Annotated in this window: 27 protein-coding genes and 1 riboswitch; of the genes, 10 read left to right on the top strand and 17 right to left on the bottom strand. The window is 37.0% G+C overall.

Annotation, left to right across the window (positions count from 1 at the left end; genetic code table 11):
* Positions 1-97: 97 nt before the first annotated feature.
* From OCV70_RS08720 to OCV70_RS08695, 6 genes are all read right to left on the bottom strand, one after another.
* Complete coding sequence (locus tag OCV70_RS08720; protein WP_015525616.1) at positions 98-394, bottom strand: hypothetical protein; 297 nt, start codon at positions 392-394, stop codon at positions 98-100.
* A 131-nt stretch (positions 395-525) separates the two neighbouring features.
* Positions 526-906, bottom strand: coding sequence for a TnpV protein (locus OCV70_RS08715; protein WP_008374212.1), 381 nt, complete (start codon positions 904-906; stop codon positions 526-528).
* Between the two features lie 20 nt (positions 907-926).
* Positions 927-1,334, bottom strand: coding sequence for a DUF6262 family protein (locus OCV70_RS08710; protein WP_008374214.1), 408 nt, complete (start codon positions 1,332-1,334; stop codon positions 927-929).
* Positions 1,318-2,826, bottom strand: coding sequence for a tyrosine-type recombinase/integrase (locus OCV70_RS08705; protein WP_243861651.1), 1,509 nt, complete (start codon positions 2,824-2,826; stop codon positions 1,318-1,320). Before OCV70_RS08705 ends, OCV70_RS08710 begins: the two co-directional genes overlap by 17 nt.
* On the bottom strand, positions 2,813-4,543 hold the full coding sequence (locus OCV70_RS08700) for a tyrosine-type recombinase/integrase (RefSeq protein ID WP_055164289.1): 1,731 nt from the start codon (positions 4,541-4,543) through the stop codon (positions 2,813-2,815). Before OCV70_RS08700 ends, OCV70_RS08705 begins: the two co-directional genes overlap by 14 nt.
* An 18-nt stretch (positions 4,544-4,561) precedes the next feature.
* A complete protein-coding gene (locus tag OCV70_RS08695; RefSeq protein ID WP_262579629.1) occupies positions 4,562-5,665 on the bottom strand; it encodes a tyrosine-type recombinase/integrase in 1,104 nt (367 codons plus the stop codon).
* Between the two features lie 241 nt (positions 5,666-5,906).
* On the opposite strand from OCV70_RS08695, the gene OCV70_RS08690 reads away from it, so the two are divergent.
* Entirely contained in the window at positions 5,907-6,704 is a 798-nt protein-coding gene (locus OCV70_RS08690) for a helix-turn-helix domain-containing protein (protein ID WP_055171284.1), read from the top strand.
* A gap of 968 nt (positions 6,705-7,672) precedes the next feature.
* Here the strand turns inward: OCV70_RS08690 and OCV70_RS08685 are convergent.
* From OCV70_RS08685 to OCV70_RS08655, 7 genes are all read right to left on the bottom strand, one after another.
* Positions 7,673-8,482: a class I SAM-dependent methyltransferase gene (locus OCV70_RS08685; protein WP_055145176.1), complete on the bottom strand. Its 810-nt coding sequence runs from the start codon at positions 8,480-8,482 to the stop codon at positions 7,673-7,675.
* 91 nt (positions 8,483-8,573) lie between these two features.
* The gene (locus OCV70_RS08680; protein ID WP_262579628.1) at positions 8,574-9,197 is read right to left on the bottom strand and encodes a class I SAM-dependent methyltransferase; all 624 of its coding nucleotides are present in this window, start codon (positions 9,195-9,197) and stop codon (positions 8,574-8,576) included.
* Positions 9,198-9,295: 98 nt separating this feature from the next.
* Positions 9,296-9,427, bottom strand: coding sequence for a transposon-encoded TnpW family protein (locus tag OCV70_RS08675; protein ID WP_081016822.1), 132 nt, complete (start codon positions 9,425-9,427; stop codon positions 9,296-9,298).
* 308 nt (positions 9,428-9,735) lie between these two features.
* Positions 9,736-12,558, bottom strand: coding sequence for a DNA methyltransferase (locus OCV70_RS08670; RefSeq protein WP_055145180.1), 2,823 nt, complete (start codon positions 12,556-12,558; stop codon positions 9,736-9,738).
* 110 nt (positions 12,559-12,668) lie between these two features.
* Positions 12,669-13,157: a hypothetical protein gene (locus tag OCV70_RS08665; protein WP_055145183.1), complete on the bottom strand. Its 489-nt coding sequence runs from the start codon at positions 13,155-13,157 to the stop codon at positions 12,669-12,671.
* 57 nt (positions 13,158-13,214) lie between these two features.
* Entirely contained in the window at positions 13,215-13,535 is a 321-nt protein-coding gene (locus OCV70_RS08660; protein WP_013976760.1) for a helix-turn-helix domain-containing protein, read from the bottom strand.
* A 124-nt stretch (positions 13,536-13,659) separates the two neighbouring features.
* Entirely contained in the window at positions 13,660-13,875 is a 216-nt protein-coding gene (locus OCV70_RS08655; RefSeq protein ID WP_129794637.1) for a hypothetical protein, read from the bottom strand.
* A 226-nt stretch (positions 13,876-14,101) separates the two neighbouring features.
* Between OCV70_RS08655 and OCV70_RS08650 the strand changes: the two genes are divergently transcribed.
* The 6 genes from OCV70_RS08650 (at position 14,102) to OCV70_RS08625 (ending at position 19,459) form a co-directional block, all read left to right on the top strand.
* The gene (locus tag OCV70_RS08650; protein ID WP_008374249.1) at positions 14,102-14,491 is read left to right on the top strand and encodes a helix-turn-helix domain-containing protein; all 390 of its coding nucleotides are present in this window, start codon (positions 14,102-14,104) and stop codon (positions 14,489-14,491) included.
* 129 nt (positions 14,492-14,620) lie between these two features.
* Positions 14,621-16,474, top strand: a complete 1,854-nt coding sequence (locus OCV70_RS08645) for a recombinase family protein (RefSeq protein ID WP_055145187.1) — start codon at positions 14,621-14,623, stop codon at positions 16,472-16,474.
* Positions 16,471-17,259, top strand: coding sequence for an integrase (locus tag OCV70_RS08640; protein ID WP_262579627.1), 789 nt, complete (start codon positions 16,471-16,473; stop codon positions 17,257-17,259). The genes OCV70_RS08645 and OCV70_RS08640 overlap by 4 nt, the downstream gene beginning before the upstream one ends.
* Positions 17,219-17,635 (top strand): hypothetical protein, encoded by a 417-nt coding sequence (locus tag OCV70_RS08635; protein ID WP_044999283.1) that lies wholly within the window; start codon positions 17,219-17,221, stop codon positions 17,633-17,635. The genes OCV70_RS08640 and OCV70_RS08635 overlap by 41 nt, the downstream gene beginning before the upstream one ends.
* On the top strand, positions 17,622-18,542 hold the full coding sequence (locus tag OCV70_RS08630) for a hypothetical protein (RefSeq protein ID WP_055145197.1): 921 nt from the start codon (positions 17,622-17,624) through the stop codon (positions 18,540-18,542). The genes OCV70_RS08635 and OCV70_RS08630 overlap by 14 nt, the downstream gene beginning before the upstream one ends.
* A gap of 2 nt (positions 18,543-18,544) precedes the next feature.
* Positions 18,545-19,459, top strand: a complete 915-nt coding sequence (locus OCV70_RS08625; RefSeq protein WP_055155695.1) for a DUF6551 family protein — start codon at positions 18,545-18,547, stop codon at positions 19,457-19,459.
* A 461-nt stretch (positions 19,460-19,920) separates the two neighbouring features.
* Here OCV70_RS08625 and OCV70_RS08620 read toward each other — a convergent pair whose 3' ends face one another.
* From OCV70_RS08620 to OCV70_RS08610, 3 genes are read right to left on the bottom strand one after another with little or no spacing between them, the layout of a single operon-like run.
* Entirely contained in the window at positions 19,921-20,796 is an 876-nt protein-coding gene (locus tag OCV70_RS08620) for a TadA family conjugal transfer-associated ATPase (RefSeq protein ID WP_330385705.1), read from the bottom strand.
* Positions 20,793-21,806 carry a P-loop NTPase family protein gene (locus tag OCV70_RS08615; protein WP_021925948.1) on the bottom strand — a complete coding sequence of 338 codons (1,014 nt, stop codon included), beginning with the start codon at positions 21,804-21,806 and terminating at the stop codon, positions 20,793-20,795. Before OCV70_RS08615 ends, OCV70_RS08620 begins: the two co-directional genes overlap by 4 nt.
* Positions 21,803-22,312 carry a prepilin peptidase gene (locus OCV70_RS08610; RefSeq protein ID WP_021925947.1) on the bottom strand — a complete coding sequence of 170 codons (510 nt, stop codon included), beginning with the start codon at positions 22,310-22,312 and terminating at the stop codon, positions 21,803-21,805. Before OCV70_RS08610 ends, OCV70_RS08615 begins: the two co-directional genes overlap by 4 nt.
* Positions 22,313-22,581: 269 nt before the next feature.
* Between OCV70_RS08610 and OCV70_RS08605 the strand changes: the two genes are divergently transcribed.
* Genes OCV70_RS08605 through OCV70_RS08595 form a run of 3 tightly spaced genes read left to right on the top strand, consistent with a single transcriptional unit; the run spans position 22,582 to position 24,000 of the window.
* Complete coding sequence (locus OCV70_RS08605; RefSeq protein WP_262579625.1) at positions 22,582-22,983, top strand: SGNH/GDSL hydrolase family protein; 402 nt, start codon at positions 22,582-22,584, stop codon at positions 22,981-22,983.
* Positions 22,984-23,008: 25 nt separating this feature from the next.
* Positions 23,009-23,203, top strand: coding sequence for a hypothetical protein (locus OCV70_RS08600; protein WP_262579623.1), 195 nt, complete (start codon positions 23,009-23,011; stop codon positions 23,201-23,203).
* 35 nt (positions 23,204-23,238) lie between these two features.
* On the top strand, positions 23,239-24,000 hold the full coding sequence (locus OCV70_RS08595; protein ID WP_021925945.1) for a GNAT family N-acetyltransferase: 762 nt from the start codon (positions 23,239-23,241) through the stop codon (positions 23,998-24,000).
* Between the two features lie 193 nt (positions 24,001-24,193).
* Here OCV70_RS08595 and OCV70_RS08590 read toward each other — a convergent pair whose 3' ends face one another.
* Positions 24,194-24,754, bottom strand: coding sequence for a folate family ECF transporter S component (locus OCV70_RS08590; RefSeq protein WP_021925944.1), 561 nt, complete (start codon positions 24,752-24,754; stop codon positions 24,194-24,196).
* A gap of 86 nt (positions 24,755-24,840) precedes the next feature.
* Positions 24,841-24,941, bottom strand: a riboswitch (THF riboswitch).
* Positions 24,942-25,126 lie beyond the last annotated feature (185 nt).

Below are 25,126 nucleotides of genomic sequence, written 5' to 3'. Positions count from 1 at the left end.
TACTTAATATACACTGTATATAACGTTATTATCTTGCCATTCCACAGTTGCAAAAAGAAAAGAGAGCCTTTCACAGCCCTCTTTCATATTGACTTTCTCATTCATTTGTCATACTTAACAGTTTGGCAACCAATGTCTCTAAACTTTTTCCCAAAAATGGGACAAAGTCTGGTATTGCACCAAATGCCATCCCAATTATTATCATTCGCCCACATTCTCTTGCAGATTCCAATGCAAATCCATAACTCAAAACACCTGTCAGAATAAATATAATTGATAAAAAGTAAAGCAAAATATTTCCCAACATCATCGGAATTTTTAATAACCAGCGAATCAATGTCATTACTGCAAGAATTAAATATAAAAACACTTTTATTATGTACTTAACCAACATTTTTAATCCCTCACTTTTTTTTCTTTCCGGACAGCAAGAATCTTGCCATCCGGACTTCCTTTTTTTTGCTATCCGGACTTCCACTTTTTTGCTATCCGGGCTGCAAAATTCTTGCTATCCAATGCAGTTCATTATCCTTTTGTGTATATCATTTCCGTCAAAATCATCTCTTCTGCATCATGACAAATGGCATTCATCCTCCTTGTCCATTCCATGTTGTCCTGCCTTTTTAATTTCTCTGTAATTCCTTGTTTCTCCATCATCTGTTTTACTAATTGTTCTTCCCTATCCCTTGCTTCTGCATCAATCTGATTCAAATGCTCGACAAGTTTTCCTTGTAACAACAATATTTGATATTTTGCCTTTCTGTGTTCCTGTAAATAGCTTTTACGAAGCATCCCATATTTCCCATAAGTTGGTTCGATATCTGTAAGTGCCAATTTTGGCAAATAATAATCACCACATAACATATAAGTAAGTCCATTTTTCTCATCATAAATTTCGTTCTGCATAAAATATTCTCCTTTTCTTCCTATAATTGGTCGTACATCTTCAACAGTGTTCCCTTTTTCATTTGACTATATTTCACCTGTAATTCTTCATATTTTTTCTGAAGACTTTCATATTCGTTTTTCGGAACACTATCGGATAATTTCTGTTCTAAACTCTTAATCCGTGCTTCCTGTGCTTTTGCAATAGCATCACTTTTAGGATTTCGCAATATCATTCCCTGTTGTTTTTCCTTCAATTCCATCATGACCTGTTTCACATTCGGATTATTATAGAAAAAACCTCTGGAAAGTCCTGTTAGTTTTGTAAGTTCAGCAACTGAAATTTTTATATTTTTTCTATACATTGTTTCAATAGCTGTTATTGCTGTTTCCGTCATTTCCGCACTTTTTTCTTTTGCCAGTGCTACCATTTTATCGTGTTTCTGCATTTTCCTTTTCCCTCCTGTATTGTGCTAATAATTCATTCATTTCATCTCGTACAGCCTTTGTATCCTCCGCTAATGCTTCGTTTCTTAACCGCCGATAATGTGGTATGGTTCGTGTATCCTTATGCCCCAACAGCCTTGCAATGCTATCATCATCTAATTTCATTTCTGTAAGTTTTACTCCAAAAGTATGTCTAAAACGATGTGTACGAAACTCAAAATAATTTCCATTATCATCCCTGATATCATTTTCATAAATCATGATATTTACATGATATTTCAGCATTGAATCTGTATACAATTTTCCATTATCTTGCAGAAAAATATATTCTGAATCTGGATGCTCCTTTTCTGAAACTTCTATTGCTTTTCTAATCAATTCTGCCAGCTGATTGCTAACTGGTCTTTTATATTTCCTTGTTTTCTGCTGGATAATAGTTATAAAATAATGTCCAGATTTCTCAGATAAGCAATCCCTTCGCAAAGTCAACGTATCCTCTATTCTTGTACCGAGCATCTGATGTATTATTAAACATCTGCCTAACTGGGGCTTTAATTTTGTTAATGCACAATTAAATCTTCTGATTTCTGCATCTGAATACGCTTCTGGTAAAGCGTTGTCATATGCTCTGCAATCACTGGACAGAAAAAGGTTGCATATATTTCCTATTTCCAGTTCACGCCCTATTTCATCCAACAGATTATCCAAAACCGACAGCTCTGTCGTGTAACTGACTGATGTAAGACCAGTATCCGTTTTTACATAAACCAGATAATCTTCTATCATATCCCTGCTAATTTCTGTAAAGTGCTTTACTTCTGGGAATCGATCATACATGAAACTAGCAAACCGACGGAATCCACGCAATTCACCTTTTATACTACCCATTGCTTTTGTCTGGCAGTGGCTATACAATATTTTCTTTATTATCTCTTTAAATTCTTTCTGCCTGATCTCACGAAAATCTAATCTATATCTTCCACGAATCGGATTACTCCTTGGCACAATATCCAACTTTCTCATATCCCATACATCTTTTTCATTTTCTGGAATATCTGCTGTTTTACACTTCACAACATACTCATAATACATTTTCAGAAAAGAAATCTGAGCGCTACTTTGTTGCTCAACATTCCGCCTATCCGGTCTATTTCTTCTAACATACAGCGCCAATCCTTTTTTATATAAAAATGCTTTATAACTTCTCTCCAGTTCTTCCCATTTTTTATCAGTGATGCTACTACAACTTGTACACTTCTCATTCAGAAATTCTTTCAACAGATCAAATCTGTAAATATCATTTACTACTGTTGATAATGACAAACGTCTACATCTATCATCGATATACCCATAAATCTCATCCTGTATCTTTTCATTATGAATCTCTGATATGTAGTACACCCTGTTTTCCTTCCATTTCAGTCCTGCCAACTGTTTTTCTGTAGCTTGTTGATAACAGTCATACGAAATCAAATTAATATTACCTTTCATCATCTTCTGCTCCTTTCAATTTAAATGACTGATTTTTAGAGAAATATTTATCTTCAGCCGATACAATACGTTCCGGCATGAAATCAATGTACTGTTTTGTCATATTCTCACTTGAATGTCCTAGATAATCTCGTACCCCTTGTATAGAAACCCCATTTCCGTACATTGAAGTTGCAAGGTTATGTCTGTAATCGTGTGCTCTAAAGATATAATCTCCGCAGGCAATCCCACGAACCTTACACTCCCGAATCATCTGATTTGAAAATGTCTGTCCATTAAATGCACCACCCTTTTTATTTTTGAATAAATACTCCCCATTTTTTATTCCGTACTTTTTTTCATAATCATTCACCAGTCCAACCAATAAACTGGGAACAGGAATGACTTTTTCTCTCCGCATTTTGCTTTGATATATGCGCATCCAATTCTCATTGCCTTGTGAATAAAAGGCTCCCGATTTTATTGTACAAACCTCGCTTTTCCTAATTCCTGTGCAAAACAAAATCAAATACATCAACTGTAAATGCTCTGGGAATGCCGGCAGCTCCTTAATCAGATGAGCAATTGTTTTTTCTGGAACACTTCTTTCATTGTGTTCTGAAAAACCTTTTTTTAAAAATCGTTCCGGATAAAACTTCAACACTTCAATATTTTTCATTTTCAAAAACTGTAGAAATGTATGCATATGTGTGATATATCGGTTAAAAGTAGAATACTTAATATCGGACTTATCCAAAACAGACACATAACCCTCTATATCTTGTATCTCCAGTTCAGTTACTTTCTTACTCTGTCCATCCAGATATTTTAAAAATTGTGAAATAAAACTTATTGTATTTCGGATATTTGATAAAGACAGATCCGATATCCCGACCAAATATTTTGCGTATAATTGTAAATACCAACGATTTTCTTTTTCGTAAATATTAATAAATGAAAGGCTTTTAACAGGTGAACTAGCATTGATTCTCGATTTATCAAACTGAAACCTATCCATATACCAGATACACGCTCGCCAATTTGTCTCTGAATCTGTCAGAAATAACGTTCTTCTCGCAAACTCAACAATCTTAGAAGCCTGTTTTTTTATAATTTCCGACTCCTTGTTTAAATACAGATAAAATCTGTTTTCGTCTGCCTGTTCCATTTCTTCAATATCATCTATTCCGTACTTATCGCAAAATCGTATAAGTGCTTTTAATGGTTCTAAAAAATATCTTCGATGTCTTTGTACCTTATCCATATTCAGAATTTCACACAGCAATATTTTTGTCTGTCGCACCAACTGTGATGAATGTATCCTCGTTAAGTCCCATAACAAATCATTCTTATCAACCACCTGACGGAAAGATTGTGCTTTCTTCTTATTGGGGACATACAGCAAAAACAATTTGTCTTGCTTAAAAAACTCCTGTTCTACAGAGAAGGGCTTTCCTTGTGAATAGACATCCGGCATATTTTCTATTTTTAAACGATCAAATAAGCTCAGTAATTCCGCTTTATATTTTTCTGAAATATCCTCTTTTTCAAGAGAGTCCATATACATTTTTCTCGTTTCATAGTTAATATCTGCAGTACACTGTATATCTGTATACTGAAAAAATTTGTATAACCGGTTATAGTATTTTGCTTCTCCAGTCGTAACTAAAGATATTTCTTCCTTTAATTTCTCAGGTATTTTTTCCTGATATAACTTCGGAACAATTTTTAATACTGCCAAGGTAATCCCTCCTTCCTTTTACAGAAAATCTGCAATTTGGTATAAATTTTCATTATTTGAGTAGTATTGATCTGTCGCTTCTACCAATCGTTCATTATTTTCACCCAAGTATTTAATGGTAGTTTCAACTTTCTTATGCCCCAGGGCAAAACGAATGTCATTCAAATCCCATCCTTCTTTTCTTCTTTCCTCCGCAAAATAGTGTCGGAGCTGATGCGGATGGGAATTGATATCCGTTTTTTTGGATAGCCTTTTCAACATGCTATACACAGAATCCGCATCTAATGGCTCTCCTTTGTTTTTTCCAGTTAATTTTGTAAATAGATACTCCGAGTTCATCAGACTTTTTCGGTTATCAGAAATGTACTTAACCAAGAACTCAAAAGTTGTATTACTTAACAAAGCCATTCTATATTCTGCATTTTTTGCTCTTGCCAAGTTGGTATTGGATTCACGATACCTTACCCGAACCGTCCTTCTTTCAAAATCAATATCTTCGGTATAATGGATTCCTAGAATTTCCCCTAATCTAAGACCGGTTTCTGCCATCATTGCTATCAGCAATCGATCTCTATCATTCGTACAGGCATTTATCAGCTCCTGTATTTCTTCGGATGTTATTTCTTCCAGATTAGGTTCTTCTTCTTTGAAGAAACCTTTAAACGAATTCACTGCATTTTGATGATTTACTCCCATACTGTCAAAATATGATACTTTTTTTACTCGTAAGACTTTAAGCATTGACAAAACATCTTCCAGTGCCAAAAACTGGTAGTATCTGAAGACTGCACCAAGATACATATTGCAGGTCTTATTGCTCGTCTGTGTATTATGCTCAGTATGCTTTCCACTCTTAACCCAATACAAGAAATCAATAAAATGTTTATTCTGCTCTGAATAGGATAGCAATGTAATCTCATCCAATCCTATCGTTTGCTCCTGCAGATAATTGTAATAATATGAAAGTGCGAAGGCTGCGGATTTTACAGTATTCGGAGAAGTATTAATCTGATCCAGATGCTTCAAATACTTTGATGGAAGGATTTCAATTTCTTCAATATCAGAAATAATCAAAAAACGTGGTCTATTATCTTTCAAAACCGAAACAACCCTATATTTCAATCCACAGCCCTCCTTCCTTTCGTTTTGATTTGTTTGACTTCTTTGACTTCTTAATTCTACATTATACACAAAGAAGTCAAAATGTCAATTACGTTTTTGATTTCTTTGACTTTTATAAGAATATCAATAAAGCATTTTTTGATTTCTTTATGTTTTAAATTGATTTTTAGGGATATAATTGATAAGATAAAATACAAGAAGTCAATTTATACAAAGTCAAAGAAGTCAAGAGGAGATTTGCATGAACGAATTTATATCAAATTCAGGCACACTAATAAATCCTGACAGCGTTTACGATCAGGAAAGATTCATCAATATACTTCAAATCATTTTACAGAAAAAAACACAAAAAGAATTATCTGAACAAACAGGCTTAAATAATGCAACCATTTCACGAATGCTCAACGGTGCCCGATCTGGAAGACCATATAAAAGCACTATTGATAAAATTGCAAAAGCCATTGATGATCCAGAACTTATCCAAGAATTATATGATGCAACGGGATATTCTTCTAAGAAAATACAGGAACGGAAAAAGATAATTGCAGACAATGGATTTTCTCTGGATCTCTCTACTGTTCAGGTGCATGAAAAATTTTTTTCTACCTTAATGCGTGGACTTTCCATGATGACAAGTCTGCATAAAGTTGAATGGACAATAAAATCCGGAACACCCAGATCATACGATTATTTAATTGAATTAAAAGAGGGAACTATAGATTATTGGTATATTAGATATGTAGATAGAATTACTTCTGATGAAGAAAGAAAAAAAGCCTTAACTGCCATTTATGGAGAATTTGCAAAATTGAAATTGGACGGAAAAATCAAAGTTTCTTGCGCCACTCCTTCTTATGAAGATTATGATTATTTTGTTACAATTCCACCATACCAATTAAATACAAATGCTTCAATTATATATTTTGATTCTGAACTCGAAAGATTTGCAGACGAAACCTTTTTAGAGACAGCTTTACCACTTAAAGAAAATATTCCTGTTAAGGATTTTTGTAATCTTACCGAATCACTGATACTATAACTATTTGATTTTATCACAGAGAGAGTTACTTATGGCTCTCTCTTTTTTTACACTTCCTCCTCCCACGTTCCAACTCATTATGGCTAATCATTTTCTAAAGCAAGATCCGCCTGTGTTTAACAATATTGTCTTTCCGACAAATGTTCTTTCATCAGGTTTTTATCTTGCTGGGGATTCCCCAAACCCATTTTTCTATTTATGCCGAGGTCTCAGTATACACTAGAGCAAGATCCACCCCGGTAATACCATATCGCTATTTTAGCAATATGATATTTTCCGGACGTAGGATTCTTGCTGAGGATTGTGCTCCCCAGTTCCTCACATTCAGCATAAATATACACTTGGTTCCCCGAATTTTTCCGGTCACAACACAGGAATATAAAATAGACTAAATATCTCTATATCCCTGTGAAATCACTATGTGATTTTAAAAACAGCAAGGACAGGAAGTGTGGATACACTTCCGCAAAATTGCCAATTTCGGAGCCATATCCAAAATTGAAAAATACATAAAAAATCAAAAATCCGAAACTTTCCTTAATATCCAAATTTATAATTTTTGCAGATTATCAAAAAACCAATATGAAAATTTTACAAATTTTGTACCACCTGTAAAATTCTCATATTGGTTTTCATTCAACTTTTATGGATTTGGAATATTCTATATTTTCCAAATATTCTGTGCATTAGCTAAGAGCCATTCTGCACGATTTTCTATTTCATGTTCGTTCCAATCATTTTTTTGAAGTACGTCATGTAATGTATAAAGTCCGCTCGCACACAAAAGTAAACCTGGTTTATTTTGTCCCTTTCCCGCCTTTTTTACATTCCATGCAGCATCACGTATAGATATTTTTTATTTACCGTATCGTTTGATATCCACCTGTGACAGTGTATGAACAGTGGCTTTAAGCGTTCTCAAATTTACATTCTATTTTTAATACTGTCAAACTTGAATTTTACGGTAGTTAATTCAATTTCAAACGAAGAATTATTACCTGTTTCTTCTTCTCTGCAACCTTCATAGATACTTTTGTAACAAAAGAAAGTTTCTTCCCTAACATCTTCAATGCTTCTGGAAAGAATGTCTTTTCTTCCAATAATTCCATACTACATTTGTTTGCAAATTCTTTGCTATCGTTAATACCAAAATACATAATAGCACTTGCATTTCCTGTACGTTTGATAAACCAGTTCGTAAACTTTAATCCACTCTCACTTGTAGCGTCAAACAACATCTCACCTTTTGGAAATGCTTTTCCACACCCCTTAATAAATGCTATGATTTCTTCTTCATGGAAATATTGGAACACACCTGACACAATTAGCAGTGTAGGAAGCGAATTGTCTATTTCCTTTACCCATTCCAATTTAAACATATCGCCTGCAATGAGCGTTTCATTTTTTCGCTGACCAAATACTTTTTTTCTTGCCTCTATTACTTCTGGCAAATCAGCCTCATACCAATGTACAGTTCTGTTTTCAATCTTATCACTTAAACGGTCATAAGCAGTCTCTAATCCTGCACCAAGATATACAATATTACTTTCTGCGTAACTTTTTGCAAACGCAGTAACTGTTTTGTCCATATTGTAATAACGTGCTACCGATGCCATATTGCTATATTCAGAAGAACCTTTATCTGCACCTTGTGGTAAATACTTCTCCAACTCAAGAGCCTTTTCATCCATAAAATATTCTGGAAATTTTTTAGAGATATTGATTCTTGCCACTAACGGAACAAATAACGTATTTGCAACACCATCAAATTTATTCATAATCTACCTCTTTCTTTAGTTAGTTTTTGCTGACCAATCTAACATATGAAGTTTATTTTGTAAAGTATCTATCACTTAGAAAAATTCAAATTTAATAATTAGTTTTTTTCGCAATCAAAACTCCAACAGGAGCTAAACCGCCATCCACCAAATTCACTTTGACGACTATAAAGCCATAATCCGTAATAAACTCACAAAAATTTTCCTTGTTCCATTCTTTGTATGCTTTAAATCCTGTAATAGACATCAATCGCTTTCGTAAACCACTTGATTTTTTCTCTGCCCATAAGAAGGTTGGTGCGTACAAAATACCATCTTTTTTTAATACTCTACGAATTTCCTGCATTGCTTTTTCAGGCTCTGGCATAATGTGCAGTGCATTTGAAATTACTACACAATCAAAATTTTCATTCTCATATGAAAGTGCCGTTGCATCGGCTACGCAAAAACTAAGTTTTTCTGTTGTACCTCTCCTTTTCGCTTGCTTAATCATATTTTCCGAAAAATCGGTTGCCGTCCAGCTATTAGTACAATCAGACAATGGGAAAGATAGCTGCCCTGTTCCACAAGCTAATTCTAATACATTCATATCAGATTTGAGATAATCTCTAATATATCCGCAGATTGCATTATAAAATTTCTTATCTGACTCCATCAAAGGTGCATATATTTTTGCAAGTCGTTGCCAATAACCCTTGTTTGCCTTGTCTTTCATATCAAAATCTCCATTTTATTCAATAATACAACTTCCGATTTGAATGAGTCCAGCAAGGGGCTAATGCCCCTTATGCTTTTCTCTTTTCTTTTGCTGTTTCATTTCAAACTTTCGCAGTTCTTCTCCTGCAGTGTTTCCTTTGCATCTTCATTGAAATGATAACGGACAACATAGACTGTCTGCCCGATTTTCTTTGTAAATGTGTTCCCCTCTGTTTTTGTATTCATCATTTTTTCCTTTCCTTGAATCCCCGGCAAAGAGTCATTCCATTGTTCTCTGTCAGGACACTATTCTTTAAATCAGGCCCAAAATGGGCACTTCCAGTTTCGTAGGCTACCTATATATAGCCTTTTCATTTTTGCTTGCAAAAAGCCTTGTGATCACAGCACTTTTTTAACGTAAAAATCATTTTAATATGCTTCTATCGTGTTGTTATACTGAGAAGCCCGACAAGGAGTAGGCGCTTAAAGGTCACTTCCAGGCACTTTATAGGCATTAAATAGGCACTTAGAAATACCTGTTTTCCTACTCCTCTTACTTATCCTTGCATTTTTTGATATAGCTTCATCAATTCTGCAACACACTCTTCTTCTGTCATTTTTATGCCAAAGCCATAAGCTGCCATAACTGCCTTATCATTTGCAATATGTGCTTTTCTTAATTCCACTGGCATCGTTAAAGGATCATACAAATCTGCGAGACTACTGTCTGGGAAAAGTGCTCTGGCATCCAAAATTCCATGTGCTGTTTCTTCGATTTTCTGTTTCTGCTGTTCTGTTGGCTCCGGCCATGGAAAATTGTTATATACGATTTTTGCAGAATATCTATAGTCACTCTTTAATCTACCACACACTACTCGCGTCCATGCCATGTGTACGTTAGAGGTAATAATTCCAAATGTATACAAATCAGCGTTTGGAATACACTGGACAGAATCCGTTATAATCGTTTCTGGCGATTCATATCCCATCGGTATATATCTTCTATTTTCCGATGATACCCTTGGTACAATTATATATGGTTCATCTGGCTGTCTAATTTGTTGAAACAATGTTGGTGAATCCGCACTTTTTACAGTAACAGCTTTTGTGCTTTTCAATCGAAATTCACGAACCTGTTGAACACGCTTTTTTATCATCGGCAACTTGTTTAATTCTTTTGGAGAAATATCTCTCAGCCATAAGCAATATCTCTCTTTAGAATTTATAAATTCCTCTGCTCCATAAACCCTGCGAACGAACTTTTTAGATTCTGGCTCATTTTGTATGAGTTCATCTTTTTCGTCTGGTGACAAAAACAAATATCCCCCATCCACTGGTTTATTTCCATTTGTTATCTTAGGGACATTACATAATGGATTAGTACGACTGTTAATAAAAGTAATCGGAGCATCTATTAGGTACGGACTAATTTGTACCGTTTCTTCAAGCGCTCCATTATCATACAAACGACATTTTCCCTTTGACATTGATGTGCTAAAACCTATAATAACGCAATGAACCGCCGCTTTTAATTTTGCCTCACTTCCCCATACAAATGTCCTGTGTGCAAAATCTATATGAATATCAAACTGTTTATATAGTTCAGCCCAAACATAAGCCACCTGCTCTCCCTGTGTAATGGAATTAGTAGAAACAAATGCCGTTCTAACCTCTGAACCCTCCATCATTTTTGCAGCCTTAAAATACCATGCCGCAACATAGTCGATTTTACCTGCCGTTGAAGTTGATTTTCCATTTTCGTCTACATATACATTCTCAATGTCTTTCTTTTGGCTTTCTGATTGATACGAATATCCAACAAACGGTGGATTCCCCATTATATAGGACAATCGTTCTACCGGAACCACTTCATTCCAATCTATCCTAAGTGCATTACCCTCCGTAATATTTACATACGTCTTCAACGGAAGAAAATCATCATTGAAGCCATAGACAATATTTTTGGTTTCTTCCAACATCTGCGATTCTGCAATCCAAAGAGCTGTCTTTGCAACGGTAACAGCAAAGTCGTTGATCTCTATTCCATAAAATTGCTGGATAGACACTTTGATTGGGTTATGGACTTCTCCCAATGTTATCTGACCGCCAACTCTTTCACGAATCACCTCATTCTCCAGCCGCCGCAACGACAAATAGGTTTCTGTGAGGAAATTTCCAGAACCACACGCCGGATCTAAAAACGTGAGAGATGCAAGTTTATTCTGAAATTCATCCAACCTCTTTTCTTTTGTTCTCCGAACAGTAACCGCTTGAATCTCCTTAAATTCTTTTTTCAAATCATCAAGAAACAGCGGATCTATCACTTTATGAATATTCTCTATGGATGTATAGTGCATCCCGCCAGATCTTCTTGTTTCCGGATTTAAAGTAGATTCAAAAACTGCTCCAAAAATAGTCGGTGAAATATCACTCCAGTCAAAATCCTCAGATGCTTTCGTCAAAAGCAGGTCTTTGATTTCTTCTGTAAAAGGTGGGATTTCTATTGTTTCATCTGCAAACAGACCACCATTTACATATGGAAATTGTGCAACATCTTCTTCAAGATATTCATCCCGTTCAGCGATTGGAGTATCCAGCGTCTTAAACAGTTCAATCAATGCTCTCCGGCAATCTTTTACATCATATGCTTCTAAGTAATCATGAAAAATATCCCGATGTTCACCAAATATGCCAGCATCCTCTGCGTACAGACAGAATACTAAACGCACACAAAGAGCGTTCAAGCTCTTCAACTTATGTTCCCTTTTTTCTTTCTGTTCTGCTGATTCCTGTTTTTCATTTCCGTCCGGTATCTTGTATTGCTTCAGGAAAGCATCATAAATCAGACCAACAATATCGCCAGCCTTAATAGAAACTTCCATCTCATGAGATAACTTTTTTACATCCTGCTTTACCAGAAAATCAAGGAGCAGATACTTGCTCTGCAATTCAACCAACGCTATTTTAACAGGTTCCGGTACCCTGGCATTCATATCATATATCCAAATATCCGAAAAATTACAAGTTATGATCCATCTTGCTTTTTCATCATACGGAAGATTGTCATTATAGCGTTTCGCCTGTTCATATGGTGTTAAATCCACATCTCCAGAGTTATGTATTTTCTGATCAAGTGACTTTCCCAGACTTTTCTGTTCAATGATGACATGTGTTTCCGGGATATATACGTCAATCCGCTTTGTATTCCCATTTACGATTACTTTCTTCTCAAAATTTACACGCTCTGTGGGATTTTCCATCCCCATTACATTGGATAAAAATTCCAGCCAATAAGAACGACCATCTTCATCCTCATTGCCACGTCCCATCCATCTATTGATAAACTGGTGAGCCGCTTCTCTTTTTTCAGCGTCTGTCATGCTTTTTTCCTCCTAAATAATCGTGCATTCACAAATCTTTCTCCGACTATTTTTACATATCATATCCACAGTATATCATAAAATTATTACAGAACAGCATTCATATATCATTATTTGTATTGTGTCTGCACACAAGGAACTTCTACCGTCAAATCATAATAATATTGATACATGATCATGTTATCTTTTGCTTCTATATACACTCTCTGAGCTTCTTTCATCAAGTTATTCCAAATATCTTTCCATTCACTAGGAGCTGAATCTAAAAACCACATATTATTAAATGACATTTCTATCGTCCCCCATAAATCATCTTCTTTACGCTCAGTTTTTATATTCATCTGCATATTTCGTGCAATTTCCAATGCATCTTTTTGTAAAAAAGTGAACTTCACTACTTTTTGAGGATCTGGAACTTTCTTAAAACGACGCATATGAGCTTCTGCCTTTTTAATAATTGTTTCCAATTGTTCATCATGCCATTTTTTATCCTCTAGTATCTCTTCTTCTGACATTTGCGCTTTTTCTTCATTAATTTCTCTTTGCATTTCTTCCAATTCACGCTGTGCAATATCATAATATTTCTTTTCAATCACCATAATCTCCCAACTCCATAAAAAAAGAAACAGTCAACATTTTCGTTACAACTGTTTCCTTTATTTTTGAAGTCCCCGGAGCATTTGTATCACTACATTCTGTTCTTTTTCATCAAGATTATTCCAAATATTCAGAACCTCTTGTTGTGATTCTGATAAGCTTACTGGAACATCCATTCCGGCAAAGAATTGTGCCATTGTTACTCCCAGTGCATCACATATCTTTTCTACAGTAGGCATGGTTGGTAAACTTTCTTTAGCAATAATTTTTCCAATCGAAGATTGAGATATACCAGTCAATTGTGACAGCCGATATTTACTCATATCACGTTTTTTACATAAAGCTATAATATTGTCCGCAATATAATCCTCTGTACGCAAGTAAATACACCTCTTTCCGATAGTAGTTACCTTAATTGTAACTAGAAATCCGCAAAAATATTAGAGATGTATCTTACAAGTATTTACTAAGGGAAACAGTAGTATTAAAACAAAAAAAATAGAACTATATAAAGTTGTATTCCATTAATGTCAGCTTATTATCTAAATGCTCATATTCTCTTTGTACCTCTTCAATTTTATCATATAGTTTCAGCACTGTCGAACCCTTTATCATTTTATTTTCTTGGCACATCTGCCGGAATTTTTCTTTGTACCCCCGCAGTATTCTTCCTTTTTCCTCTAATTCCTCCAGTGTTTTAATTTCCTCTTTATCTGCCATGTATTTTCCTCTCAGACATAATTTTTAATACATAAATAATAACCTTTTTTTCACTGTTGTTCAATTATAACTTATCGCCTTTTTCTCCCATCAATCGACAATCTTCTTTTTGCTATATACATATGATATACTTCTTTTTATACAACCAATTACTATTGTATAGCTCACCATTTTTTTCTATCTACAACACAAAAAAGTCAAGTTGTGATGGAAAGGAGGTGAGGACATGGAAATAAATTATGCACTTATAGGCAAACGTATAAGAGAAACCCGCAAACAACGAGGATTGTCTGCCGAGGAGCTGGCTGAAATCGCTGATCTTTCTACTGTTTATATAAGCTATATAGAAAATGCCAAGCGTAAACCCAGTTTAGAATCTTTAATCAAAATTAGCAATGCCCTTGAAATTACTATTGATGAATTACTCTATGGAAACTTGTTATACAATCCTACGGAATATCAAACTGATATCGATTTATTAATGGCAGATTGTACCAGCACTGAAAAACGTTACATATTCGAGGTTCTTTCAGCCATAAAGAATATTTTACGAATCAATGATTGGCATCTATCCTCAAAACACAATTACGATGCTGATAACCCGAATGATTATTAAATCATTCAATAACAATCAAATATCTATTTCTACATAAACCATCCGTTAATCACTTAACTGATGGTTTATGTCTTTTTCAATCCAAAAATTCTATGATAGTTATATCAACTATAAAGGATGTCGCTATTGATGAAAGAAAGTGAAGAACGAAGCAGTAATATTGATGAACAGAAAGCCAGAATCCGGCAAAGATACAAAGGTATTGATCCAGAAGAACTGGAAGTAATTCCGGCACTTCCACCAGAGGATATTTTTAAAACAGAAAAAAAACTACGAGTAGCTGTATATGCAAGGGTATCTACGGATGATCCACGCCAAACATCCTCATATGAATTACAGAAAAATCATTATCAGGATGTAGTAAATAAAAATCCGAATTGGATGCTTGTCGAAATATATGCCGACGAAGGCATTTCAGGCACTTCGCTTCAACATAGAGATGCATTCAAAAAAATGATTGAAGATTGTGAAGCCGGAAAAATTGATTTAATCATAACAAAAAGTGTATCCCGATTTGCAAGAAACGTTGTTGACTGTATCCGATATGTACGAGAGCTTTCTTCACTCCGTCCACCCGTCGGTGTATTTTTTGAAACAGAGCATTTAAATACTCTTGATCCCAAAAGCGAAATGATTCTGTCATTCATGTCAACACTTGCACAGGAAGAAAGTCATACCAAAAGTGAAATTATGAATTCTTCCATTGAAATGCGTTTTCGTCGGGGAATATTCCTTACACCTCCTCTGCTCGGATATGACCAAGACGAAAATGGAGATCTTGTAATCAATCCACATGAAGCTAAAATTGTGCAGCTTATTTTTTATATGTATCTGAATGGAAGCAGTACTCAACAAATTGCCGATTCTTTGACAGAACTCGGTTGTAAAACAAAAAAGAATAATGATGTCTGGTCATCCAGTACCATACTACAAATCCTTCAAAATGAACGCCATTGTGGGGATGTTCTGGCGAGAAAAACATGGACTCCTAATTATCTTGACCATAAATCAAGGAAAAACAATCAAGACCGTAATCAATACAGAAAAGTCGGACATCACGAAGCTATTATCTCCCGAGATGATTTCATAGCTGTTCAAAAATTAATTACAAATGCGAAATATGGAAATAAAGAGATTTTACCAGAATTACATGTGATACAAGAAGGCTCTCTAAGTGGATTTATAAGCATTAATCCAAGATGGTCTGGATTTAAAGCTAGAGACTACTTTGAAGCATCTCAAAGCGTCCTTAAACCGGCAAATATGAATGTACCTGATACAATTACTGCTTCCGCCGGTTCCTTCGATTTAAGAGACTATGAAGTTGCCAGAGGACAATTTTTCTCCTCTGTTGGTCGGATTTCTGTTTCTTTTTCATATAAACAGATCTCTTTTAACAAAGATGCTATACGGAAATTTCCAAACATAAAATTTGTCGAACTGCTAATACACCCAAGCTCAAAACTACTTGCTATCCGACCATGTTCCTCTGAAACAAAAAATAAAGTGCAGTGGTCACGTCTCAAAGATGGTCAACTTATTCCAAAACCAATTTCCGGCGCTGCATTTTTGCCAACATTATACGAGATATTTAAATGGGACAAAAAATGCAAATATAGAATATTAGGAGTTGCCCACCAAAAAGGCAATGAAAATGTCCTTATTTTCAACATGGACGATACAGAAATACGAATACCGACAAGTACCAACGACGTATCCGCCCCCAATAACAACATGCCTGATACAATATCTGATTCTAAGAGTGTGTTAGCTTATCCTGCCGATTGGATGAATAGCTTCGGTAATAATTACTATACTCAGTCTCAAGCGCCAGAATTAACAGAATTTACAGCAGACAAAAACTGGCAGACTGCTTCAGAAAGTAAACCTTATAAAGAACCCGAGCTACAAACCACTCCCAAAGAAACCATTATACAAAATATAAAGAATATTATTACAGAAATTAAAGGAGACACCCAATGAGCGAGCAACCTATAAATCAATGGAATATGACTACAGAACCTTCTGATATGATGAAAATCAACACACCTATGCCAATAACAGTCGCGCCCAGCCCCTCAAATCAAATGGAAGTCATTAACGATGATTCTTTCAGCTATGACGGTTATCAAGTTGTACGTGGCGAATTCTTCGCTCATATTTACGAACCTTCGTTTACGTTTAATAACTACAAGGTATCTGTAAATACCGCCTGCATAAAAAAACTACCCGATGTCAAATATGTGCAAATATTAGTCAATCCCATTGAAAAAAAACTGGCTGTCCGTCCCTGTCGAGAAGAAGAAAAAGACTCTTTTCGTTGGTGTTCCTCTGGAAAAAAGCGTTCGCCAAAACAAATCACCTGTCGAATTTTCTTTGCTAAAGTGATATCTCTCATGGACTGGAATCCTAATTATCGGTACAAGATTCTCGGCAAACTAATTCGTTCTGGCAATGAAATACTGTTCATTTTCGATTTAACTTCACCTGAAATATTTCCTCGTACTCTAAAAGACAATGGAACTGTAACCACTGCTAGGACACCTTCTTATCCTGAAGAATGGAAGAATCAGTTCGGTATTCCAGTGGAAGAACATCAAAAATCAATGCAAGTCAATATATTTGAAGGCTACGCAGTATTTGACATACAAGAAAAGAAGAAGGCAACTGATAAATCCATAGAAAAAGCAAAAGAACCATCAACAGCAGAAAGTGAGGAAAAATCCTATGAACAACAAACACTCTTCCCATCCACTAATATGTATTGACTTTAAAAAGAATCGTATACGAATCCACCGCAATACACTCCGTCAAATTGGTAACCCAGAATATATTCAACTTCTTGTTAATCCTGATCAAAAAATGATAGGTATAAAGGCTAGTTGTGCGGAGGATAAATTGGCACATAAAGTTAAGGATTATTTTGTCATCAATGGTAACAGTTATGAATTGTACAGCCGAGAATTACTATATTCACTTTCCCAACTTAACCTTTCTTGGGAGAAATTTAACATTTTTCGTTTAGAAGGCAATATTTACCCAGATAAAAAAATAGCTCTATTTTCCATGGATAACATCATCACAAAACTGCCACAAACAGAATTCAAATCAGAAATAATGGGAGATGAGTATGCGCAATTATAGTATATATACATTAAAAACAAAACTAGAATTCACCAATTTGTATCAATATCTCAGTGAAAAAGATTATAAACAACTTGAACAACAGATATTATGTCATTCCTATCACACCCCCATCTGCACATGGAATGGTATTGTCATTAATGGTATAGAAGCATATGAATTATTTCGTAAACACAGTATTCCTTTCCGAATAAAAAGACTCCATTTTTCCAGTAAAGAAGATGTAATTTCATGGATATGTACTGACCAACTTAAACGAGAGGATTTAACCAATATCAATAAAAAATACCTGATTGGGAAAAAATATGATGCTGAAAAAATTATAGTTTCAAGACAACTTTCATCTACGAATAAATCTCATATTTCCGGTGCAAGCATCGCAGCAAAAAAAATATCCGAAGAATGTAATGTAGCAATGGCTACCGTTTACAAATATTCTGCTTACAGTAGTGCACTAGATATAATTGATGAAAAAGTTCCGGATTTTGTCAAACGGGTTCGTTCTGGTCAACTCTGGATTTCCCAAGCTAATATTATTGAGCTTTCAGGATTACCAAAAGAGCAACTTTTAAGTCTAAATAACTACCTTCTTGCCGAAAAGATAGAACATCTCAGTTATCATGATATGAAAAGGGAATTACTATGGAATAATTACGCCAAACCGATGTTAAGGAAAGAATCTTCCGTTTCTATTCCTTCAATACGCAACCTGCCACAATTTGATCCAGATGCGGAAATTGCAAGTCTTACATTGACGATTCCCTCGTGGAACAGTTCTATCGAAAGAGTATTAAAAGTTTCAGATTTTAAAATTGCATCTGATACAGCAAAATATAAGCTTAAATATCAGCTTATGTGTCTAATATCAACCACAAATAATATTTTAAAAAAATTGGAGGAAATATAATTATGGATGGAAATACCGAAGATTTACAAAAGTTTGTTCCCCAAGTGCATTTTGAGCAAATACCTATTAAAAATTTATGTTCAAATCAAGATTATCAACGTAATCTTTCCATCAAACACGTTCAGCGTGCTGCAGCTAATTTTGACCTTTATCAGATAAACCCTGTAAAAGTAAGTAGACGTGATGGGATAAATTATGTGTTCAACGGACAACACACTATAGAGATTGTTGCTCTCGTCTCTGGATCAAGAGAAACTCCTGTCTGGTGTATGGTTTATGATGATCTTGTTTACACCCAAGAAGCAGATATTTTTGCAAATCAGATGAAATATGTCAAATCGTTATTACCTTATGAAATATTCATGGCTAATATTGAAGCTGGTAATGATAGAGAACTTATTATTCGTGACCTTGTTGAATCATATGATCTTACTATTACTTCTTCCTCTCGCCCCGGAGGTATATGTGCTGTATCCACTTTAATTAATATCTATGAAAAATATGGTTTTCACACTCTTGATCGTGTTTTACGCCTTTGTGTTGCCACATGGGAAGGTGCGCCTATGTCCTTTAGTTCCAATATGCTTAATGCTATTGCCCGTCTGGATAATGCTTATGGAGAAACAATGAAAGATGACACCTTCAAAGAAAAAGTTGGGCGTGTCTCTGTCAGAGAAATCAGTCGTACTGCCAGAGAACGTCGTGCCGGTTCATTAGGATTCGCAGAAGCTCTTTTACTAGAATACAATAAAAAATCCAAGTATTCACTTCCTTTTGAGAAATTATACACTCATAAAACACCCAAAAAAAGAGAACCATCAACTGAAGATGAATCCGGTCAAAGTTCCACTCCAGAAGGTCAGTTAGATTTATTTTCTACGGATCAAGAGAATACTCAGGCTCTGCCAAACGAATAGCGCAGAGCCTTCAGCCTTTAATTCTATCCATACTTTCAAAAGAACACCCTGCTTTAAGGCTCTCTTTCATGCAATCACTATTTTATCTTATCCCAAATTCATCAACCGCTCCATCCGCCACCTTATATATGAATACCCATTCCAAATATTTGCTTTTACCGGATACTCTTTCCTGTAAACAAATACAGTGTGATATTTAACAAAATGTATTCTACACCAATTATGTATATCTTTCATATATATGTTATTTATACCATTCATCCACTGTTCTAAAGCCCATATGTCTTTATCTGACACTAACTCCATTATGAACAGTACATTATAATATTGAATGACACCTACTCTCTTCCTTTCCTCTATTAACCTTTTACACAATAACCTATACTTAATGTTCATATCGTTCCTATGCCCCTCCCTCTAATCTATATTTTCCATCCTTATATACGTTATATATATAATTATTATATAGTACATATAAGCGCCTGCAGCATGTCCATAGCTTCTCCGCCTCTGACCTCTCCAACAATGATCCGGTCCGGACGCATTCGCAGTGCAGAGCGGATCAGATCCCGGATGCTGACAGCCGGTGCACCGTTGACGGTGGCTGCTCTTGCCTCAAGGCGGACCAGATTTGCAATTCCCTGGATTTTCAGTTCTGCATTGTCCTCAATGGTGATAATCCGTTCATCCCTGGGAATATATTCAGACAGTGCACCGAGGAAGGTGGTCTTGCCGCTTCCGGTACCGCCGCCAATCACAATCGAGTAACGGGCCTTTACCAGCTTCTCCAGAAATTCGGCGCATTCAGGTGTCACGCTTCCCAACTCGATCAGCTTCTCCATGGTGATGGGCTTGTCTGGAAAACGACGTATGGTGAGTATAGGACCGTTTAATGCTACCGGATAAATAACCACATTGACACGCGCTCCGGTCTCCAGCCTTGCATCCACAATGGGACTGGATTCATTGACAATACGGTTGCATTTGCCTACGATCTGCTGGATCACATCCTCCAGTTTTTCCTGGTCCGTAAAAGACTTCGGCCATTTGGTAAGCCTGCCTTTTCGCTCCACAAAAATGGAATCCGGACCATTAACCATGATTTCCGTCACAGTCTCATCCTCGATCAGTTCCTGCAGTACATCTAGCTTCCGCACAGAATAGAAAAGTTCCTGGCGAAGCTGAACCTTCTCCTTCAGGCTTACGCCCGATTCCCGCAGACTGTCCAGAATCAGTTCGTCAATGGTCTCCAGGATTTCCTGATCAGTAAGTTCCTGGCAAACATCCAGTTTTTCCATCAGCATCTGTCTCAGTTTTCGAAATGTTTCCTGACTCATTCTCTTTCCTTTCTCAGAATCTCCCTGACATAATCTCCAAGTTCACTCCACAGAAGTCCCTCAATATAATTCTCCGGAGCTGCATTACCCCCGTGAAAGGGCAGATGCATCTTTGTAGTTCTGGCGAGAATCTGAGGATAATCCCAGATTCTCACCAGGTTCTCAAACTGGGAAATCTTGGATACGGATACCGGATCAGTCAGAACCGGCATATAAATTCTTTTACACATATCCAGCATTTGAAAAATACCGTCAATGGCTCCGCCTATATCCAGAATCACCACCTCATAGCTGCTGTGGCTGACAATTTCCTTTATCAGATTTTCCCAGTCTTCCCACTCCGTTCCCCGTATGTCCTCCGGCGTGCGCACAGGCGGTATGTAATCCAGATTATTCACTGTCTGTATCATTCCGTTCATTTTATAGATCAGATTGCCGTTCTCCTGCCGCACGAAATAAAGAAGATCGCTCAGGTTCTGGGAAAAGCCTTTTCCCATCAGCTCCTCAAAGCCTGCGTATTCTTCAAGGTTCAGGTACAAAACCGCCTTCTCCTTCGCCAGGATCTGTCCCAGTGTCAGCGCAAATGAAGTCTTGAGACAGCGCCCCACCGGGGAATAGATCCCATATATCACCGTAGTCTTCTTCAATACCGGAAAAGCAACTGGCGTCACTGCTTTCTCTGCTCCGTAGCATGCCATTACTTCCCTTACCACATCTGATGATGCCTGATACTTGTATACACTTGGATATCGGTCCAGTTCTGGCGGGTGCACTCCCTCCGAAAGTATAACAATCTTACCAATTTCCAACTCCTGCACCTGACGGCACATTGCCTTCTGGGAAATCAGCAGCAACTCAATATGAATGTTTTTCCCGTAGGCGATCAGACTCTCCACTGTGGTAAATGCCTGAATCTCAAATGGTATGTTTTTCTTCTGATTGAGATAATCCATAAAGTTCAGGGCATAGTCTACTTCAAGGTCACAGACTGCAAAAATGTTCTTTTTCAATAGACACCTCCTGCATAAAGCAATGCACTTAGAAATATGGGAACTGTAAAGTGAAAATTCTCCAGCGGCATGCCGCTTTTACCATAGGGTTTTCTTTTTCCTGTTTTGAAAAAATCGCTGACATAGCAGAATAAATATTGGATTCTCTGGCAAAGGATGCCGCCAGAGATCATAAGAGCCGCTGAAATTACAGCGCCGATCAGAAAGGAATACGCAATGCATCTAAGAATTGTCCCCGGTCCCAGTACGCTTCCCATAACACAGAAAAGCTTGATGTCGCCAGCGCCCAGCATTCTGAATAGAAACAGCCAGCCAAGTACCAGAAAGGGGGTGCATGCTCCGAAGCTCCAGGCTATGAACCCGCCCGTTCCTCTCTCCATAAGCTGCACGGTCAGGCTGATAACCAGACAGAACAAAAGCCACGCATTATCTACTTTCGCCCGCTGGATATCCATCACCACCGCACCTCCTGCGGCAATGGCAGGAAAAATCATATAAAAAAGCATAGATGGATTTCTCCCTTCTTTCCTGTCAGTTTTCTTCTCAACTACAGAAGGGTCCTCTTTGGTATTTCCGGTTCGTAATTGTAATCTTTCATCTTCAGTAGAATAGGGAATAGTCGGTCTGATCAGACGACTTTCGATACCAGATGACTTCTGGTGAGTCTTATTATAGGGGCTGGTTTTGTATTTGTCCAGTCCTTTTTTCCAAAATTTTATAAAAAAACTATAAATTCATTTTTAAAAGGAGTATACTGGTTTCGGGAGGTATTATTATGACAATAATGACATGTTTTGGGGATAGTATTACAGACTGCGGTCATTGCTTTTCCCCCGATTTTCTTGGAGATGGATATGTAAAGATGCTGGCAGAACGTTTTCACCGGGAGGGCTATGAGATCCAGATGCGCAACTGCGGAACAGATGGATTTACTGTGCAGAGACTGCTTCAGCGGGTAAAAACAGACAGTACAATTATTGGCAATCTTGCAGCCGTTTTGATTGGAATAAATGATATTGGAATGATGATGAACACAGACCGCACGCCTGCCCAGCAGGAAGAAATGATGGGTTCTTTTCAGGAACATTATCTTGAACTTTTAACAATATTGACAAAATCCAGTTGCAGCGTCATTCTTATGGAACCTTTTGTTTTTTTCCTGTCCTGCTTTTTATGAGAACTGGAAGCCTCTTCTTCAGAAAATGAGCCAGATCATCCGAACGCTTTCCATACAGTTCCGCCTTCCGTTTCTTTCTCTGCAAAAGGAGCTGGACGAAGAAGTGCGCAGATATGGATATTCCGCCATCACCACAGACGGAGTTCATCTTACCCGCCAGGGCCAGCAGTTCCTTGCTGACCGTCTTTACAGTTGCATTGCAGAGCACAATTATGTATAATTACCATCATAAATAAAACAAAGAAGGTTTTTTAAATGGATAAAATAATTAAAGAAATCGAAGATATGTCGCTGAATGCATGGCCCTCTCATAAAATGGAACTTTATGACGGATGGATTCTTCGTTTTTCTTATTTTTATACGCATCGTACCAACAGTGTGGAACAGTTCGGCACCTCCACGCTTTCCTGGAGAGAAAAGGTATCTTTCTGTGAGCAGGAATATGCCCGTCTTGGAAGCCCTGCTATTTTCAAGATCAGTCCGCTGGTTTCCCCGGATTTTGATTATGTTCTGGAAAACCGCGGCTATGAGATTCAGCATACCACCAATGTTATGGCAGCTGATCTGGAGCATGCGGATTTGTCCGCTTCCTATGATCTGGTAACGCTTACGGATGACATTCCGGATATCTGGATTGAGAGTCTTTTCGATTTAAAGGGAACCATAAATCCGGTTCACCGGGCAGTGGTTCCTTCTATGTATCATGCAATTGTGAAGGATACTGTCTGTGCTTCTATCTGGAATAATGGAAAAATCATTGCCACAGGGCTTGGCATTCTGGACCGTGATTACATTGGCTTATACGCCATTCATGTACGGGAGGATTTCCGCCACAAGGGATATGCACGCCAGATCTGCACTGCACTGCTCAAAGAAGGAAAGAAAAGAGGTGCCACACGTGCCTATCTTCAGGTCGTAGAGGGAAACACTCCTGCGCGCAGCCTTTATGAATCCCTTGGGCTGAATTTTGTCTATACATACTGGTTCCGCGTTCAGACCCAGACTGACCGTGTCTAAACAATCAAGTAATTATGTGATTTTGTTTCAATTTTTTTCAAATACTTAAATCGTAAAAGACTGTGAACCGTGCCGTCAACAGGGCACATCTTCACAGTCTTTTTTGGGGGAATCGTATTTTTATAAAATACTATATTTGATTTTTATTGGGTAATGCTGTTAAGTTATGTATTTATAAATGAATTACTCAGTCTTATACTGTCTTTTTCTGCAGATTGGCTGATCTTACATTTCCTACAACCATGCTGGTCAGCGGGCTGAAATAAAGAAGACTGGTCAGCACGCAGTAAATTGGAGTCATAATTGCAAACTGCACAAGACGTCCCGGCATGATCGCATAAAAATTAGAACCGATCATGACAAGACCTGCAGTGGTAAATCCAAGGGTTCCTACCACACCGGAAATTACGATTCCTGCGCACATGATCACAGTTTTCACCTTGCGGCTCTTCTCAGCCATCAGCTTGCCTGCTGCTCCGGCAACTACGCCCCAGGTGATTGCAGATAAAGTGATCAGAGGATTCACGCCATAGCCTTTCATGAAACATCCGATGATGTCTGCCACGCCGCCTTCTACACCGCCTGCAACAGGCCCCATCCAAAGACCGGCAAGTACAGTTGCGATAGTTCCAAGTGTAATACGGTATACACCAAGGTCAATTACCAGCACACGGGATAAAACCAGCTGGATTGCAACCAGCAGTGCCAGAAATACAAGCGTCTTAACGCTCCATGTCTGTTTGTTTTTACGCATAATAAAAACACCTCCATAATGATTAAAATAACAGAGTAGTTACCATAAATAATAATCCCTCCACATTATGAGATGTTCTCATATGTAGCAACGGGTGCGGAAAATATATCGTAAGCAGCCTACTGCTTTTCGTTTCACGGCGACTCCCCAGCCAGTGAACACTTGACGCATAAATTCCTACTTCGCTATTATTTATTTAAGCCGATTATAGCACAAAATATGGAAATTTCAATACGTTTTTGTTATAATATTCACACTGAATGACGGATTATAGTTTCGCAATTGACAGTGTATTTTGTGTATACTCCTTCGCTTTTGGCATATTCTAAAAGTAATCTCTGTTAAGAGTAAATTTCCAGAAAAAGGAGTCTT

The sequence above is a fragment of the Blautia acetigignens genome (assembly GCF_025566865.1).
Lineage (GTDB): Bacteria > Bacillota > Clostridia > Lachnospirales > Lachnospiraceae > Blautia_A > Blautia_A acetigignens.
Note: the sequence above shows the minus strand (reverse complement) of the source record. Positions and strands in the feature narration are given on the sequence as shown.